The organism is Streptomyces europaeiscabiei, from assembly GCF_001550375.1.
In the GTDB taxonomy this organism is placed as follows: Bacteria; Actinomycetota; Actinomycetes; order Streptomycetales; family Streptomycetaceae; genus Streptomyces; species Streptomyces europaeiscabiei.
On the sequence record NZ_LRTR01000844.1, the window covers coordinates 1 to 15,594 of the forward strand.

General features: G+C 68.5%; 11 protein-coding genes and 6 pseudogenes. 9 read left to right on the forward strand and 8 right to left on the reverse strand.

Annotation, left to right across the window (positions count from 1 at the left end):
• Window positions 1–99: 99 nt before the first annotated feature.
• The 5 genes and pseudogenes from AWZ10_RS54785 to AWZ10_RS42835 form a co-directional block, all read right to left on the reverse strand.
• A complete protein-coding gene (locus tag AWZ10_RS54785) occupies window positions 100–612 on the reverse strand; it encodes an RICIN domain-containing protein (protein WP_244172321.1) in 513 nt (170 codons plus the stop codon).
• Window positions 589–2,190 (reverse strand): annotated as a pseudogene (locus AWZ10_RS42825) (glycoside hydrolase family 43 protein); the annotation flags it as partial. The gene AWZ10_RS54785 and the pseudogene AWZ10_RS42825, both read right to left, overlap by 24 nt.
• Window positions 2,191–2,324: 134 nt before the next feature.
• Window positions 2,325–2,473 (reverse strand): annotated as a pseudogene (locus AWZ10_RS51185) (IS701 family transposase); the annotation flags it as partial.
• A gap of 43 nt (window positions 2,474–2,516) precedes the next feature.
• On the reverse strand, window positions 2,517–3,623 hold the full coding sequence (locus AWZ10_RS42830; RefSeq protein WP_060893835.1) for a ricin-type beta-trefoil lectin domain protein: 1,107 nt from the start codon (window positions 3,621–3,623) through the stop codon (window positions 2,517–2,519).
• A 617-nt stretch (window positions 3,624–4,240) separates the two neighbouring features.
• Window positions 4,241–4,462, reverse strand: a complete 222-nt coding sequence (locus tag AWZ10_RS42835; RefSeq protein ID WP_060893836.1) for a hypothetical protein — start codon at window positions 4,460–4,462, stop codon at window positions 4,241–4,243.
• Between the two features lie 354 nt (window positions 4,463–4,816).
• On the opposite strand from AWZ10_RS42835, the pseudogene AWZ10_RS56145 reads away from it, so the two are divergent.
• The 4 genes and pseudogenes from AWZ10_RS56145 to AWZ10_RS42850 form a co-directional block, all read left to right on the forward strand.
• Window positions 4,817–5,009, forward strand: a pseudogene (locus AWZ10_RS56145) (IS701 family transposase); the annotation flags it as partial.
• A 619-nt stretch (window positions 5,010–5,628) separates the two neighbouring features.
• The gene (locus AWZ10_RS42840) at window positions 5,629–7,056 is read left to right on the forward strand and encodes a non-reducing end alpha-L-arabinofuranosidase family hydrolase (protein ID WP_208618657.1); all 1,428 of its coding nucleotides are present in this window, start codon (window positions 5,629–5,631) and stop codon (window positions 7,054–7,056) included.
• A gap of 275 nt (window positions 7,057–7,331) precedes the next feature.
• Window positions 7,332–7,868 (forward strand): annotated as a pseudogene (locus tag AWZ10_RS42845) (aldehyde dehydrogenase family protein); the annotation flags it as partial.
• The gene (locus tag AWZ10_RS42850) at window positions 7,865–8,515 is read left to right on the forward strand and encodes a gamma-glutamyl-gamma-aminobutyrate hydrolase family protein (RefSeq protein ID WP_060893838.1); all 651 of its coding nucleotides are present in this window, start codon (window positions 7,865–7,867) and stop codon (window positions 8,513–8,515) included. The pseudogene AWZ10_RS42845 and the gene AWZ10_RS42850, both read left to right, overlap by 4 nt.
• Window positions 8,516–8,709: 194 nt before the next feature.
• On the opposite strand, the gene AWZ10_RS42855 is transcribed toward AWZ10_RS42850, so the two are convergent.
• The gene (locus tag AWZ10_RS42855; RefSeq protein ID WP_060893839.1) at window positions 8,710–9,186 is read right to left on the reverse strand and encodes a MarR family winged helix-turn-helix transcriptional regulator; all 477 of its coding nucleotides are present in this window, start codon (window positions 9,184–9,186) and stop codon (window positions 8,710–8,712) included.
• 157 nt (window positions 9,187–9,343) lie between these two features.
• On the opposite strand from AWZ10_RS42855, the gene AWZ10_RS42860 reads away from it, so the two are divergent.
• The 4 genes and pseudogenes from AWZ10_RS42860 to AWZ10_RS42870 all read left to right on the forward strand — a co-directional run bounded on the left by AWZ10_RS42860 (window position 9,344) and on the right by AWZ10_RS42870 (window position 12,282).
• Window positions 9,344–10,453: an ABC transporter substrate-binding protein gene (locus AWZ10_RS42860; protein WP_060893840.1), complete on the forward strand. Its 1,110-nt coding sequence runs from the start codon at window positions 9,344–9,346 to the stop codon at window positions 10,451–10,453.
• Between the two features lie 189 nt (window positions 10,454–10,642).
• Window positions 10,643–11,015, forward strand: a pseudogene (locus AWZ10_RS56150) (aldehyde dehydrogenase family protein); the annotation flags it as partial.
• Window positions 11,016–11,121: 106 nt separating this feature from the next.
• Window positions 11,122–11,181: pseudogene (locus tag AWZ10_RS56155) on the forward strand (hypothetical protein); the annotation flags it as partial.
• Between the two features lie 183 nt (window positions 11,182–11,364).
• Window positions 11,365–12,282 carry a nuclear transport factor 2 family protein gene (locus AWZ10_RS42870; protein ID WP_060893842.1) on the forward strand — a complete coding sequence of 306 codons (918 nt, stop codon included), beginning with the start codon at window positions 11,365–11,367 and terminating at the stop codon, window positions 12,280–12,282.
• A 78-nt stretch (window positions 12,283–12,360) separates the two neighbouring features.
• Here AWZ10_RS42870 and AWZ10_RS42875 read toward each other — a convergent pair whose 3' ends face one another.
• Window positions 12,361–13,236 (reverse strand): bile acid:sodium symporter family protein, encoded by an 876-nt coding sequence (locus AWZ10_RS42875; RefSeq protein ID WP_060893843.1) that lies wholly within the window; start codon window positions 13,234–13,236, stop codon window positions 12,361–12,363.
• 660 nt (window positions 13,237–13,896) lie between these two features.
• Here AWZ10_RS42875 and AWZ10_RS42880 point away from each other — a divergent pair.
• Complete coding sequence (locus tag AWZ10_RS42880; RefSeq protein WP_060893844.1) at window positions 13,897–14,802, forward strand: trypsin-like serine peptidase; 906 nt, start codon at window positions 13,897–13,899, stop codon at window positions 14,800–14,802.
• A 364-nt stretch (window positions 14,803–15,166) separates the two neighbouring features.
• Here the strand turns inward: AWZ10_RS42880 and AWZ10_RS42885 are convergent.
• The coding region (locus AWZ10_RS42885; RefSeq protein WP_167366046.1) for a helix-turn-helix domain-containing protein at window positions 15,167–15,594 on the reverse strand (428 nt) is incomplete at its 5' end.

Here is a 15,594-nt window from a genome sequence, read left to right on the forward strand (position 1 = left end):
CTGAACACAGCCCGGAACCAGGCTCCACCACACCACGACGCGCCGTCAGGCAGTCACACAGCCAACAACGTGACAACGCCCTTGAACCGGGTGCCGGTGTCAGCAGGAGCGCGAGCCCGCGAAGCCGACGCGGACGAGCTTCCACTGCTGGTTCGCGCCGCCCCAGTCCGAGTACTGGACGATGCCGGTCCCGTCGGCGGAGGAGAAGCCCGGTACCTCGATGGCCTTCCCGCTGTTGCGGTTGATCAACCGGACGTATCCGTCCGGTGAGTCCGCCAACCGGAACTGCTGGTTCAAGCCATCGTGGTCGCTCCACTGGTGGATGGCGGCGTTGTCGGCCGTCGACCAGCTGGAGACGTCCAGTAGCTTGCCGGAGTGCCTCGCCTTCAACCGGTAGTAGCCGCCACCGGAGTCCACGAACTGGAACTGCTGGTTGGTCCCGCCGTGCCGGCCCCACTGATTGACCGCGGCGCCGTCCGCGGAGCTCCAGCCCCCCACCTCCAGTGCCTTGCCGCTGTTGCGGTTGACCAGGACGTACCAGGCGTTCGTGTCCACAGTGCCTGCTTGCGCCGTCGGCGCGCACGCGCGCAAGTCGAAGCGTTCCACCCGCACTTTGCCGCCGAGGGCCCGGGTGGCGTGGTTGAAGACGGCGAAGCGGTAGCCCATGAAGAAATGAGGTCTCTCGCTCATGGTGAAGGCCGGGCCGAGGGGGGTGAAGGTGGTGCCGTCGGTGCTGTAGGAGAACGTCGTCTCTCGGCCCGGTCCCGGGCTGATGTCGGCGGTGGCGCGCAGCCAGACGCGGCTGCCGGAGGCGGGGAGGTCGGCGCGGGCCTGCTCGGTGCCGGTGCTGCTGGTGTTCCAGTTGGCGTCCATGGTCAGGCCGTCGAACATCACCAGTCTGCTGACGCCGTTCAGCCGCGTGACGCCGATCCAGGCGGAGGAGTCGCGCAGCATCGCCAGCCCGGCGCGGTCGCCGTCCGCCATCCCGGAGTGGTCGAGCACGACGGTTGCGGTGGAGGCGGGGCCCTGGATGCGGCGGGTGAGGGTGTTGCGGGCGTTGTAGAGGTCGTCGGTGACGGTGGCGGTCCTGAGGGTGAGCCCGTTGTTGACGGTGAACGCCGCGGTGTCGGGGTTGTGGTTCCACTCCCAGTGCGGCGCAAGCGCCGTCCCCTCGAAGGTGTCGGTGCCGGTCATCGGCGGGAGCGGGTGCGGGGTGACCGGGTAGGGGTATGTCTCGCCCCATGTGCCGTTGACGGTCTGGAGTTCGGGCCAGCCGGCGGCGTTCCAGGTGACCGGGGCCAGGGCGGGGACGCGGCCGCCGGGATAGGCGTCGATGAAGCCCATGTAGTACCAGTCGCCGTTCGGGGTGTCGACCAGTGAGCCCTGGTGCGGTATGCCGCCGCCGGGGATCGGGCCGGGCAGGTCCAACAGCACCTCCCGCATCTCGTACGGGCCGAAGGGGCCTGAGGTGGACTTCCAGACGTACTGGCCGTTGGGCGGGCGGGTGACGAAGATGTAGTAGTTCCCGTTGATCTTGTAGAAGCGGGAGCCCTCCATCAGGTGCAAATCGTCGGGCTTGGTGAGCACGTGCTCGGACCTGACCTCGGTGCGCAGGTCCGGGGAGAGCTGCGCGACGCGGATCTCGTTGACGCCGTACGCCACGTACGGGGTGCCGTCGTCGTCGAAGAGCAGCCCCGCGTCGTAGTAACCGCTGCCGATCTCGGCGTGCCGGGTCCAGGGGCCCGCCGCGTCGGTGGCCCTGTATACGTACGACCGCTGCCAGCCGATCTGGCCCAGCCAGTAGAAGGTCTTGTCGCTGGGGCGGTAGCGCATCGAGGACGCATAGATGCCCTGGACGTACGCCCGTCCGCCCTTGAGGTCGTACGCGTCGCCGAAGTCCAGGACCGGCACCGAGTGGCCGATGAACTCCCAGTTGACCAGGTCGTAGGAGCGCAGGACGGGCGCGCCCGGCGAGAAGTGCATGGTCGAGGCGCTGTAGTAGTACGCGTCGCCGACGCGGATGACCTCGAGGTCGGCGAAGTCCTGCCAGATCACCGGGTTGGTGAACCGTTCCTGCTGGGCCGTCGTGGTCGCCGCCGCGCGCATGGTCGGCAGCGTGGCGCCCGCGACCAGACCGGCGGTGACCGCCATGACTCTCCGGCGGCTGTGGGGGTGTTGGAGCCAGGACATGTGAAATCAGCTTCCTCACGGGTAAGGGAGACCGAGAGCCGAAGTTCGAAATGTCTCTGGCTCTGGGGTTCTGGTTGGTGGCGGATGATCTGGGCAGGGGGCGGTGGCAGTGGAGCAGGTGCCGGTCCAGCAGTTCAGCAGGTCTTGGATGGTGTCGAGGATCTGCTAGAGGGTGAGCCCGCTGTATCGGCTTTTCGGGCCAGGCGCTGCTCGGTCAGGAACGCATGGGCGGCGGCGACCAGGTGACGTGGTGATGCCAGCCGGTCCAGGAGCGGCCCTCGAATCCCGGGACCGGGGCGGGGAGGGGCTCCGGTCCCGGGCGGGGGTCATCCGGCGGCCAGAGTGGTCCACTTCTGGTTGGAGCCGCCGTGGCAGTCCCACAGGTGGAGCTGCGTGCCATCGGCCGTGGAGAAGCCCGGAATGTCGAGGCAGCGGCCGGAGGCGGGGTTGCGGTAGCCGCCGTTGTAGGGCTCCCAGACCTGATTGGCGCCGCCGTGGCAAGCCCAGAGCTGCACCTTGGTGCCGTTGGCCGTGCCGAAGCCGGCGGCGTCGAGGCACTTGCCCATGGAGCGCAGGGTGCCGTCGGTGTAGGCGGACCAGACCTGGTTGACGGCGCCGGTGCAGCTCCAGGTCTGGACGGCGGTCCCATCGGCCGTGCCGAAGCCGCTGACGTCCAGGCACTTGCCGCCCAACTCGGACTGCACACGTGAGGGAGCGGGGGCGGGGTTCCTCAGCCACCCGGCGCTGTCCGCGGACTGGATGCCGCGGTGGAAGGCGTCGGCCATCTTCTGGTAGCCCGAGTCGTTGGGATGCAGGAAGTCGGCCAGGTCGGCCGTGGTCAGGCTGCTCATGTCCACGTACGCGACGCGCTTGCCCGCGGCCTGTGCCTCGCTCACGATCTGGGGGATGGCCTGGTTGTACGCGGCACGGTACTGCTCCTCCGAGCCGCTGGTGGACACGACCAGGGAGGCCACGAGGACGGTCGCGTCGGGGACGTCGGCGGTGATCTGGTTGACCAGCGACTTCAGCCGGGCGGTGGCGGTGGAGACCTGGTAGCTCTCGTTCAGGTCGTTGGTGCCGATCATCAGCGTCACGACGTTGGGCCGGTAGCGGGTCAGCGAGGCGTCGGCGAGTTCGGCGATCTGGTGGATCTTGTATCCGGAGTGACCTTCGTTGTCGGGGTCGGACATCGAACCGCCCCGCCCCGTGCCCACGAAGTCCAGCGGATGGCCGTCTGCCGCGAGCTTGTCCCACAACGGGGCCCGGTAGCCGTTGCCCGTACTGCTTCCCACGCCCCACGTTATCGAGTCGCCGAGCGGCATGACCCGCAAAGGCGTGGTCGAGGCGGCGGAGGCAGGTGCCACACCTGCCGCCGTCACCCCGAGCGCGGCAGTGGCCAGCGTGATGAGGGGCAGGACCCAAGGCCTTCTCATGCAGTCGTCCTCTTCTGCGAGTGAGTGCTGAATCTGGCGCGGGCTGCTCGACGTTCGTGTCGGCAACTCGGCTGCTGTGTCGTCCCGCTGGCGTCGGCGGGCACATGACGTACTGGCGGAACGGCGTGGTGGGGAACCGCTTGCGAAGTGAGCGTTGACAACGTCGAGCCATCCGGCGTCCCGTCTGCCCCGCGCTCGACTGCGGAGAGACCGTCGCCTCGCCGAGCCAGGAGACGCCGTGCAGCGCCTCCGTGCCCGGTGCGGAACGAGGCGATGCCGAGGCGCTCCATGTCCGGTGCGTACTGGTGCAGCAGCGCGATCCGCTCGCCGAGCGTGAGCCGACTGAGCAGATCGTCGATGCGCTTGCCCATCGGCAGCGCGGCGTCGCGGAACGGATGCCTCTCGGTCGCAGGGAGGGACGGAAAACGCAAGCCTGGCCTCTAAGTGGGCAGGTAGAGAGTGTTGAAGCGCTTCGAAACTGTCATCGCTTCTATCGGATTGTCAATGGCCGGAATGCAAGAAAGTTTCTCCTTTTGGGCCCTCTTGTTCTGTTCGAAATGTGCCGTTAGCGTTCACGGTCAGTGAAGCGCTTCGACACCCGGTTGCGATCTCCTTCTTCATCGCCTTGACCTGCGCGGACTCCTCTGTCGTCGTCCCGGCCGGATGCCGGCATCGATCTCGTCCTGACGGACCCACTTGCGCAGCGTCTCGGTAGTCCGTTCCTGCTGGGCCGTCGCGGCCGCCGCCGCGCGCATCGCCGGCAGCGTGGCGCCCGCGACCAGACCGGCGGTGACCGCCATGACTCTGCGGCGGCTGTGGGGGTGTTGGAGCCAGGACATGTGAAATCAGCTTCCTCACGGGTAAGGGAGACCGAGAGCCGAAGTTCGAAATGCCGGACATCATCCTGACTGTCGAACGGGAATATAGGAGGGGGTAGGAGGGGTGTCAACGCCAGGCGATCAGCGGGTGGTTGGCGACTCGCCCACAGCAGTCGTCGTTCGGTGATCGTGCGCGCTTCGGGGCTCTCGAAGTCGTCCGAACCAACTCCTCGTGGTCATGCCGGGAGGCTGTCCCCGTCGGAGCCCGGCCAAGTCCCGACCCCACTCGTTGGAGGGGCGGTCTCGCCGGACCGCCCCTCCAACGAGTGGCATCGAGGGCTGTCCGAGCTGTGATGAGGGCAGCCTCCCGGGGGGATCGACGACCTCGCCGACGCAACCTGGGACCGTGAACTCGACGACCTCTTCCTACGCATCGGCCACCGCTTCGGCCGCGCCGACTTGCGGCGCCGCATGCGTGACTACGTCCGCGCCCTCCTCGGCCCAGTCGGCCGCAAAAAACGGCTGACAACTGGCCGAACACACAGGCCGCCGCACCCCCGACGGCCTGCCCGACGAGAGGACCTTCGCCACCAAACCGGAGCTGGCAGGCCATCGCTCGCGTGGAAGTACCGCACCTGCCGGACCTCGCTCACCAGGCCGCACTGCACCTCGTGGCCATTCTCGTCCCTGCGCGGGCCCCGACTCCGCAGCCGAACTGATCACGGCGAGCCCATCCGAGGCGCCCCGCCGGTGCGAAGATCAACCCATGGACGGCCTCGTGCAGTCCCTTCGGGATCTCACACTGCGGGTGCGGACGCCGTCGATCCCCCCGCGGTGCCGGTCGGTGGCGTGGTGCCGGTCAGGGAAGTAGGCAGCCACGGCCCGGTCCGGGGCGTCGCCGTCAACAGCCCCCGGCACACGCCCGATCGCCGCCGACACCTGCCCCTCACACCAAAGACTCGTACAACCACGGGACTTGAAGCCGCCTGGTTTCAGCCTGCGAACGTTTCTGTCCGCGAATTTTGCGACAGGTATTGACGCTGATCACCGGAACCCTATTATCCAGTTGCTCGACACTTCGACCCGTGTTCGCTATGTCGAACACTCCAGGGACGCACCACGCCGCCTCCGGACTAGCCCCTGACGGGCCGAACCGGAGCCGCTTGCTCAAGGATGACGAGGTCCTTATGCATAGACGTATTTTCAGCCGCAGACGCCCGTCCGCGGTGCTCTCTGCCGTGGTCGCGGCCCTGGCCGCGTTGGCGGCGCTGCTCGTCGCCGGCCCGGCTCAGGCGGCCACCACCGGCGACGTGCGCGGTGTTGATTCCGGCCGCTGTCTCGATGTGGCGGGCTTCAGTCAGACCGACGGCGGAAACGTGCACATCTGGGACTGCCACGGTGGCATCAACCAGCAGTGGACGTTGACGGACAGCGACCAGCTGACCGTGTACGGCAACAAGTGTCTGGATGTCCGGGGCGGCGCCACCACGGCCGGGGCCCCGGTGCAGATCTGGACGTGCAACGGCAGTGACAACCAGCAGTGGCGGGTGAACCCCGACGGCACGATCGTCGGCGTGCGGTCCGGGCTGTGCCTGGAGGTCTCGGGCTGGGGCAAGGCCAACGGCACGGGGGTGCAGATCTGGTCGTGCCACGGCGGCACCAACCAAAAGTGGACCGGCCTGTCCGGGACGGGCAACGCGTGTGCTCTTCCGTCGACCTACCGCTGGACCTCGACCGGCCCGCTGGCGCAGCCGGCGAACGGGCAGTCCGCGCTGAAGGACTTCGCCACCGTGAAGTACAACGGCAGGCACGTGGTCTACGCGACCACCGCCAACGAAAGCGGGTGGGGCTCGACGACGTTCAGTCCCTTCACGAACTGGTCGGACATGGGGGCGGCCACCCAGACCAAGACGAACCTGGGCGCGGTGGCGCCCGAACTGTTCTACCTCTCGACCAAGAACATCTGGGTGATGGTGTACCAGTGGCCGGCGTTCCTCTACAGCACGTCCAGTGACCCCACCAACCCCAACGGCTGGTCCGCCCCGCAGTCGCTGTTCACCGGCACCCTCCCCCCGAACCCCGATCCGAACAAGCAGGACGCCCCGCTCGACGCGACCCTGATCGCCGACGGCCAGAACATGTACATGTTCTTCGCCGATGACAATGGCAAGATCTACCGGACGAGCATGCCGCTCGAGAACTTCCCCAGCAGCTTCGGCTCCTCGTACACGACGGTCATGAGCGACGAAACGGACCTTCTGTTCGAGGCGCCGGAGGTCTACAAGGTCCAGGGCCGGAACCAGTACCTCATGATCGTTGAGGCCTCGGGTACGAACCGCTACTTCCGCTCGTTCACCGCCTCCAGCCTGGACGGTCCGTGGACCGTCCAGGCCGGCAGCGAGAGTAGCCCCTTCGCGGGCCAGGCCAACAGCGGTTCCGACTGGGCCCAGGGCGTCAGCCACGGTGACCTGATCCGCAACAACCCCGACCAGACCATGACCATCGACCCCTGCAACCTGCAGTTCCTCTACCAGGGCCTCCTCAAGGACATCCCGCCGAACACCCCCTACATGCAACTGCCGTACCGGCCGGGCCTGCTCACCCTGCAGCGCTGACCCGCCTGATCCACGGTGATCGCGATGGGGTGCGGTCCGCCGACGCGTAGACGAGCGGTCTACGGCGTGGGCGACTCCACCTGCTGACCGATACTCACCGCCTTGAGGAACCCCAGCCGCGCGTCGGCTGGGGTTCCTCTCTTTCGTGGACTCTCATCGTGGGTGCGGACCGAAGCCCTATGACGCCACCGGGGATCCGCCTGCCGGCCGTGGTGTGCCGAGAATTCCGCAAGCTTCATCCGGGGCATCGGTCCCTGTCGCCGTGCCGTTGAGGAATCGCCGAGCGGGTCGTGTCGGGCGTCGTGGAACGGGCGCGGTCGCTGCGGATCGGCGACCCGCTGGACCCGGCCACCGAGATGGGCCCGATCGCCACCGCCCACCAGTTCGCCAGGATCAACACGTACCTCTCCGCTCCCGAAGGCGCCCGACTGCGCACCGGCGGGCGGTCACCGGGCGGCCTCTACCTGGAACCCACCGTCTTCGACGAGGTCGCTCCCTCCTCCCGGCTCAGCCGGGAGGAGATCTTCGGCCCCGTCCTGTCTGTGCTGACCTTCGACACGACCGACGAGGCGGTGGCCCTGGCGAACGACACCGACTACGGCCTGGCCGCCGGGCTCTGGACCTCGGACCTGTCGACCGCGCACCTGGTCGGGCGCCGGCTCAAGGCCGGAACCGTCTGGATCAACTGCTACGAGGAAGGCGGCCTCGACGTGCCCTTCGGCGGCTACAAGCAGTCGGGCAACGGCCGGGACAAGTCATTGCACGCCCTGGAGAAGTACACCGAACTCAAGACCACCTGGATCCGGCTGTGAGACCACTCGTCGCCATCCCCGCCCGCGTGGCCACCACCACCTCGGCCCTGCGGTACTCCGCCGAGGTCGCCGCGCAGGCCCTCGTCGAGGCCGTCTACCGGGCGGGCGGGGAACCGTTCATCATGCACCCCGCCGACAAGGACCGGATCGGAGCACGGATGAGCCGGTGCGACGCCGTACTGCTGCCCGGCGGCGGCGACCTGGCACCCCACCGTTACGGTGCGCGCACCGTACACGAAGCCGTCTACGACGTGAGCGAAGATCTGGACACCTTCGACCTGGCCGTGGCCAGGCACGCACTGGGAGCCGGGATGCCACTGCTGGCGATCTGCCGTGGCCTGCACGTGGTCAACGTGGCCCTCGGCGGCACGCTGCACCAGCACATGGAGCCCGACCATCGGCACGTCGTGCACCCGGTCGTGTTCCGGGGCGAGAAAGTGGCCGTCTCCTGCTACCACCACCAGCGGATCGACGAGCTGGGCACCGGTCTGCGCGTCGTCGCCGAGTCCGAGGACGGCACGATCGAGGCCGTAGAGCTGCGCGGTGCCGAGGGCTGGTTCCTCGGTGTCCAGTGGCACCCCGAGGACACGGCCGCGGACGACCCCGCGAACCAAGCCCTGTTCGAAGAGCTGATCAGGGCCGCTTGAGCCTCTCCACGCGCGCCTCGGACAGGCGGTGAAGAAAGGAGAGTTGTCCGACCCGGCCCGGCCATGGGCTCTTCCCGCCCCGCTGCGGTGACACCGACGGCGGTGCGGGTGCCGATCACGCCGTTGGCACCGAGCAGGGAGAATTGCATGTAGGTGCCCCCTTCGTTCCGGCGGTCTTCTCGGCGAAGGGCCGGTCACGGCCGGGCAGGAGTGGCGACCGTACCGCGTGTCGAGTGGGCGAGCAGCTTGGTCACCAGCTCGCGCAGGATCAGCCGCTCGATGACGGTGAGCGGTTCCATCAGGTCGGCGGTCATCTGCGGGACGTGTGCGGCGAGGGCTCGCTCCAGCAGGTCGTTGCCCTTCTCGGTGGCCTCCAGCAGGGAGGCCCTGCGGTCCTCGGGGTGAGGGTGCCGGGTGATCAGCTCGGCCTCTTCCATGCGGGCGATCAGCCGGGTCAGGCCGCCGGAGGTGAAGGAGAGGTCTTCGGCGAGGCGGGCGCTGGTGGTACGACGCTGCGGATGCCGCGCCAGACGCAGCAGCACTTCGAACTCGGAGCCGCCGAGTCCGGCGGCCTCGCGGATCGTGCGGTCGGCCCGTCCACCGAAGGCGTCGGTCAGCCGCAGGATGTCGCCGTACAGGACGACTGCCTCATCGTTCAGAAGTTCACTCATAAACCTGACGATACAGTAATTCTCTGGCCCGCTATGTCAACATTTAGGCAGATTTACAACAGCACTTGCTGTACTTGAAGCTTGAAATATAGCTGCCTTTGCAGATACTTTTTCTGCAGCCGAACCCACTGCACTGCACCGAAGGGACCATCCCCCCATGTCACTCGGACGACGTCAGGTACTCGTCGCAGGCTCACTCACCGCCGCCGCAGGCGCCCTGGGCGCCGGAACGGCGCACGCCACGGGACGTGGAGAGGAGACGAAGAGTCTGGAGCAGCTGTACCGCGAGGCGAAGGCGGAAGGTGGCGCGCTGACCGTCTACGCGGGCGGCGACACCGCGACCCAGCAGGACGGCAACAAGGCCGCCTTCGAGAAGGCGTTCCCCGGCATCACGCTGGACATCGTCGTGGACTACAGCAAGTTCCACGACGCCCGCATCGACAACCAGCTCACCACCGGCACCCTCGTCCCCGACGTCGTCCAGCTGCAGACCCTGCAGGACTTCCCGCGCTGGAAGCGCGAAGGCGTCCTGCGCAGCTACAAACCGGCCGGCTTCTCCCGCGTCCACCCCGCCTTCAAGGACCCCGACGGCGCCTGGACCGGCATCTTCGTCGACGCGTTCTCCACGATCCACAACGTCGACAGGACCGGGGCCGCTGCGCCCGCCTCCGCCCGGGACCTCCTCGACCCCCGCTGGAAGGGGAAGATCGTCTCGACGTTCCCGAACGACGACGACGCCGTCCTCTACCTCTACAAGGTCATCGTCGACAAGTACGGCTGGGACTGGCTGCGCCGCTTCGTCGCCCAGGACATCGCCTGGGTACGCGGCACCCAGGAACCCGCCGACCGGGTCGAGGCCGGCACCGCCGCCCTCGCCCTCGGCACCGACGGCATGCTGACCCCGGCCGACGGGGTCAGGACCCGCTTCGTCCTGCCGAAGAACGACCCCTTCATGGCCTGGGCCCAGCGCGCCGCCATCTTCAAGAACGCCAAGCACCCGGCCGCCGCCAAGCTGTACCTGAACTGGTGGCTCGACAAGCAGACCCAGTCCGACTTCTACATGTGGTCCGTCCGCACCGACGTCACCCCCCACTCCGGCTACCGCCCCATCTGGGACTACCCCAACGCCAACCTGAACGGCTTCGACACGTTCATGGCCGACCGCGCCCACGTCGAGCGCTTCCGCCAGCAGCTGACCCTCTACGTCGGCGAGGTCACCGGAGCACCGTCCCCGGGCTGGCTGGGACTGCACCCCGGACGCCGCTGACATCTGCTCGGCCCCCTCGGCCCACCTCGTCGGGCGGCGCCGAAAGGGGCGATGTCCAGCATCAGCCCGCGGGCCGGGCACGGTGAACCAGCGCACAGGCCCAGATCGGCTGACGCGCACCGATGTGGGTCTTACTGCTGGTTCCTGGTCTTCGACGACGCAGACCTCGACCTCGCGGTCCGCGAAGCGATGATCGCGGAGATGCGGCTGGGCGGCCCCTCCTGTATCGGCACCAACCGGTTCCTGGTTCAGGAGGCAATCGCCGACACGTTCGCCGCCGCGATGGGCGAACGGATGGCCGCCACCCGGGTCGGCCAGCGGACCGTGAGGACACCGCTCTCGGCCCGCTGGCCGACCACGGGGCGGTGGACAAGGTCCGCCACCTCGCCGAGGACGCCGTGGCTCGTGGTGCCGTTGTCATCGCCGAGGCAGAGATCCCTGACGGGCCCCGGCCACTTCGCCGCCCCGACCGTCCTGGACCACGTCCCCGGCAACGCCGCGATCATGCGAGGAAGTCTTCGGACCCGTTGCCACCATCCACCGGTTGTCCACCGAGGCCGAGGCCATGGCGGTGGCCAACAACACCGAGCACGGCCTCGCGTCGCACCTGATGGCGCCCGCACGGAATACGCGTCAACTGTGTCGCCCCCGGCATCGTCGACACCCCGATGTCCCGCACCGACCTCGGTCTCACCGAGACCGGCTTCGACGGCCCGCCGTTCCCCGTGCACCGGTCCGAGGAGATCGCGGCGGCAGTCTGCTGCCTCGTCTCCGACCTGGCCCGGGGGCGTCAACGGCACCACCCACGTACTCGACTTCGGCGCCCTGGCCCGCTCGGCGTTCCCCGCCTGACCGGGCATTCACGGCCGCCGGCTACTTCCTCCCCCAAAGGAACAGGAGAACCGCTCACCATGAGCACCACCCGCAAGCCCTCCCTGCGTGACCTCGTCGCCACTGTCGTCACCGCGGCCGTCGCCGTCGTGACCACCGCCCCAGCGGCGATCGCGGCACCCCGGACGCACTGCCCGAAGCCGACAACGGGGCATGAGAAGTCCGTCGCCGTACAGGTCCTCAAGGGCGTGTTCGAGCGCGGCGACACCAAGATCGTCGACCGTTACGTACGGCCCGAGTACATCCAGCACAACCCGACGGCCCCCGACGGTTCTGCGGCCCTCAAGACCCTTGCCACCACCGTCCACCAGCAGTTCCCCGACGCCAGGTACGACGTCAAGCGGGTCATCGCCGAAGGCGACCTGGTGCTCGTGCACTCCAACGCCGTCATGACCCCCGGTACCCGGGGCACCGCCGTGTTCGACATCTTCCGCTTCCAGAAGGGGAAGATCGCCGAACACTGGGACGCCGAGCAGGACGTGCCCGAGACCACCGTCAGCGGCCACGACATGTTCGCCACGCTCAGCGCGCCGCGTACCGACGCCCCCGACCCGCACGCCGACACCGCGGCCAACAAGCGCGTCGTGACGAAGTTCTTCGACGAAGTACTCGTGGGGCACAACGTGGCCGCGGCCGACAAGTACGTCTCCGCGAAGACCTACTACCAGCACAGCCCCGGCTTCGGTGACGGACTGAAGGACTTCAAGGCGGGCTTTGAGGCCTACTTCGCGCAGTTCCCGAACGCGGTGACGCTCCCCAAGCGCGTCATCGCCGAAGGCGACCTGGTCGCCGTCCACAACAACGACAAGACCAGCCCCGACGACCGGGGCAACGCTGTCGTCGACCTCTTCCGGGTCCGCAACGGCAAGATCGTCGAGCACTGGGACGTCACCCAAGCCGTGTCCGCGACCTCCGCGAACGACAACACGATGTTCTGAGCACCGGGTTCTGAGCACATCTCGTGCCGGGCCGCGTATGCGGCCCGGCACAAACCTTTTGCGTCAACCCACACGGGCTCAGCCCACCGTCAAGGGATTCCCTGAGCGAGTCCGGGTGATGGCGAAGCCGAAAGCCGTCGCCAGTACGTACATGAGAACCGAGTAGACAGCACTGGGAACTGCCACCGCGGTGTTGTCGAGGATGCTCAGTGCGATGGTGAGGGCCACAGTGGTGTTGTGAATCCCCACCTCCATGGCGCATGCGACAGCCTGAGGCTCGTTCAGGCGAAGGGCCCTGGCACCGAAGTAGCCGACACTCAGGCTCGCCAGACAGAAGATGCCGGTGACCAGGCCGACCTGGCGAAGGTAATCCGCAAGGTTCTCCCGCTCTCCCAGCAGTGCCCCCAGGGACACCACGACCAGGATGACGATGGAGAACACACGGACCGGACGGTCCGTCCGGGCGGCGAAGTCCGCGGAGCGTCTCCGGACGAGCATGCCGAGCCCCACCGGGATGAGCACGATGGCGATCACTTGCAGCACTTTGCCGAACTGCAGTCCCAGGTCACCCTCGGCATCGAAGTGGCTGATGGCCAGATTGGTGATGAGGGGAATGGTGACGGCTGCCAGCACGGAATTGATCGCAGTGAGGGTGACGTTGAACGCCACATCCCCGCGGAACAGGTGGCTGAAGAGATTGGCTGTGGTACCACCCGGGGACGCAGCCAGCAGCATCACGCCCACCGCGAGCATCGGTTCCACGTCGAAGATTTCGACCAGGCCGAAGGCGAGCAGCGGTAGCACCACTATCTGCACGGTCAGGGCGAAAACGACCGCTTTCGGGGAACGGGCCACGCGCTTGAAGTCGCCAGTGGTGAGCGAGAGCCCGAGGCCGAACATGATGATGGCGAGCGCTATGGGCAAGCCGGTCGTGATCAGCGCTGAATCGTTCATGCCCCACGCTTCCTGGGTGACGGGCAGCGGCAGCTGCGAAAGCCGCCGCGCGGCCCGTAGGTCGCCACAGTGAAGCAGTTGCTGAGTCCCTGTTACAAGGTTTGAGCTGGGCGGTTCGATGTGTGACCTGCTGCACTGTGCGGCGCGTGTCGCGTGACATTCGGTGAGATCACCGTCGCATGGGCTGACCGTGGTTCGACCGCGAACAGCCGGCGCCCGCCTTCCCTGTCGGGTTTGGGCACAACACCGGGCGCAGGCGCCGCCGTCGCGTCGGCTCATGTCAGCCGCCTGTGGGTTGAGACGCCGCACACCTCCGCCGACGGCACGGAGCCTCGCGCGTTGCGCACACCGCCAGCGTTGCCCGGTCAGTGATCACGCGGAAGAAGCTCGGCCCTTCCGGCGCCATCCGATCCCGTACCCGCCGAAACGGCCCCATGCGACGAGGGTGAGCCTGAGCTTGATGGCGCCGAGCGGCGCGGGCGCTGACGGGTGCTCAGGTTCGTCGACCCGCAGCTTGCCGGAGGCCGTCGAGGACGAGGTCCGGGCCGAATTCGCACTCGTGGCTGTGGTGGCGAAAGATCGGGCGGCGGATGCACGCCACTCGCCACCATCGCATCCTCCTGAGTGATCGCCCGATCCCGATCATCCGAGAGGACACCCATGTCGCCCAGCCCGTCCCGAGGCACGCGCCGCACCGTCTCCGGTCTCGCCACCGCCCTGCTGGCCCTGGCCTGCCCCCTGGCGGCCCCGGCCTCACCCGCGGCGGCCGCCGCCGGTACCGGGCAGGTCAGTACCGTCACCTACACGGCGGCGGAGCGGGCCGCCGCCCTCTCGCACTGGACGCCCGCGCGCATGAAAAAGGTCGGCCGCGCCGTCGACCTGGGGCCGACCGGACCGCTCAGCAAGCCCTGGAAGGGCAAGGGCATCCCCAGCATCGGCCGGCTCTTCTTCGTCAACTCCAGGGGGCAGGACACCTGGTGCACGGCCAGCGCCGTCACGAGCGGCAACCGATCGGTGATCATGACCGCCGCGCACTGCGCCCGCCTCGGCTCCTCGCCCGTCAACACCTACGGCGACATCGTCTTCGTCCCCGGCTACGCCAAGGGCAAGGCTCCGTACGGCCGCTATGCCGTCAAGGCGACCATGACACCGCGCTCCTGGGCCGAGGACACCGTGAATGATGTAGCGGCGATGGTCGTCGCCACCCCGGCCGAGGGGAAGCGGCTCACCGACGCGGTGGGCGCGCAGAACATCGCCTTCGGCCGTCCGGCCGGTCAACGGGTCACCGCTTTCGGCTACCCGGCGACCACTCCGCGGCGCGGCGAGGAACTGCTGTACTGCGCCGGTACCTCCCAGCGCGCCCCCGAGGGCGAGCAGCGCGTCCCGTGCGACCTCGGCGGCGGCGCGAGCGGCGGTCCCTGGCTCGCCGGCTTCGACTCCGCCACCGGCAAGGGCACCATCGTGTCGGTAAACAGCCACGGCGAGCGCGACGGCAGCAGCCCGATGTACGGGCCGACCCTCGGCAAGACCGCGCGAGCCGTCCACGACGCCGCCCAGCGCGGCTGAGCGCCGGGGCTCCTGCGTCCCGGAGCGGCGTGCCGCCCCGGGACTGGACCCGAAGGCTGTCGTGGCGGCGTCCTCTGAGCCCCGCAGATGCGTCCGCCACAGGTCGCGCCCCCAGGTACACGGCCCGCGGGTGTGCCGCGTGTCCACGTCGTCGAGTTCGCCCGGGGAGCCGGTGGGCGTCGGCCGGGCGGCGACCGTCCGCCGCCCCTGTCCTGGCCGAGGATCCTCGCTGGTGCCTCACCCACCTCGGGCGAGTCCGGTCACGGCGAGTGCGGCGTCCGCGCGGCCGATGTCTCAGGGCGCGGCCCGTGTCTCAGGGCGCGGCCCGCATCTCAGGACAGGGCAGGGGCGCGGTGGGGCGGGGTCAGAGCAGGCGCAGATCGCGGGCGCGGCGTACCGCGTCGTTGCGGCGGTTGACGGCCAGTTTCCGGAAGACGCTCTTGAGGTGGGTCTTGACGGTGTTCACCGACACACACAGGTCGGCGGCGATCTCCTCGGTGGACATCATCCGGTCCAGTCGCCGCAGCACATCGCGTTCGCGTCCGCTCAGCTCCTCCACGACCGGCGGCAGGTCCTCCGGCGTCGGCGCGCCGGTGTGCGGCGGCGGCCCGGGGGTGAGCCAGCCGGCCGCGAGGCCCCTCAGCGGTGCGGTGTCGAGGACGGGCCGGAGCCACCCACCGGCTTCGGCGAAGGGGCGGCGCAGCCGCTCGCGCCGGGCATCGTGGAGCGCCTGGGCGACGAGCCTGCGCACGGCGGCCGAGTCCCCGGCGGCGTACGCGGCCTCCGCGCGGA

Bases quoted from the DNA above. Each gene is read 5' to 3' on its own strand.
- AWZ10_RS42840 (WP_208618657.1), top strand. From the start codon at position 5,629: ATGCATAGACGTATTTTCAGCCGCAGACGCCCGTCCGCGGTGCTCTCT.
- AWZ10_RS42830 (WP_060893835.1), bottom strand. From the start codon at position 3,623: ATGAGAAGGCCTTGGGTCCTGCCCCTCATCACGCTGGCCACTGCCGCG.
- AWZ10_RS42835 (WP_060893836.1), bottom strand. From the start codon at position 4,462: ATGTCCTGGCTCCAACACCCCCACAGCCGCCGCAGAGTCATGGCGGTC.
- AWZ10_RS42860 (WP_060893840.1), top strand. From the start codon at position 9,344: ATGTCACTCGGACGACGTCAGGTACTCGTCGCAGGCTCACTCACCGCC.
- AWZ10_RS42870 (WP_060893842.1), top strand. From the start codon at position 11,365: ATGAGCACCACCCGCAAGCCCTCCCTGCGTGACCTCGTCGCCACTGTC.
- AWZ10_RS42880 (WP_060893844.1), top strand. From the start codon at position 13,897: ATGTCGCCCAGCCCGTCCCGAGGCACGCGCCGCACCGTCTCCGGTCTC.
- AWZ10_RS42875 (WP_060893843.1), bottom strand. From the start codon at position 13,236: ATGAACGATTCAGCGCTGATCACGACCGGCTTGCCCATAGCGCTCGCC.
- AWZ10_RS42855 (WP_060893839.1), bottom strand. From the start codon at position 9,186: ATGAGTGAACTTCTGAACGATGAGGCAGTCGTCCTGTACGGCGACATC.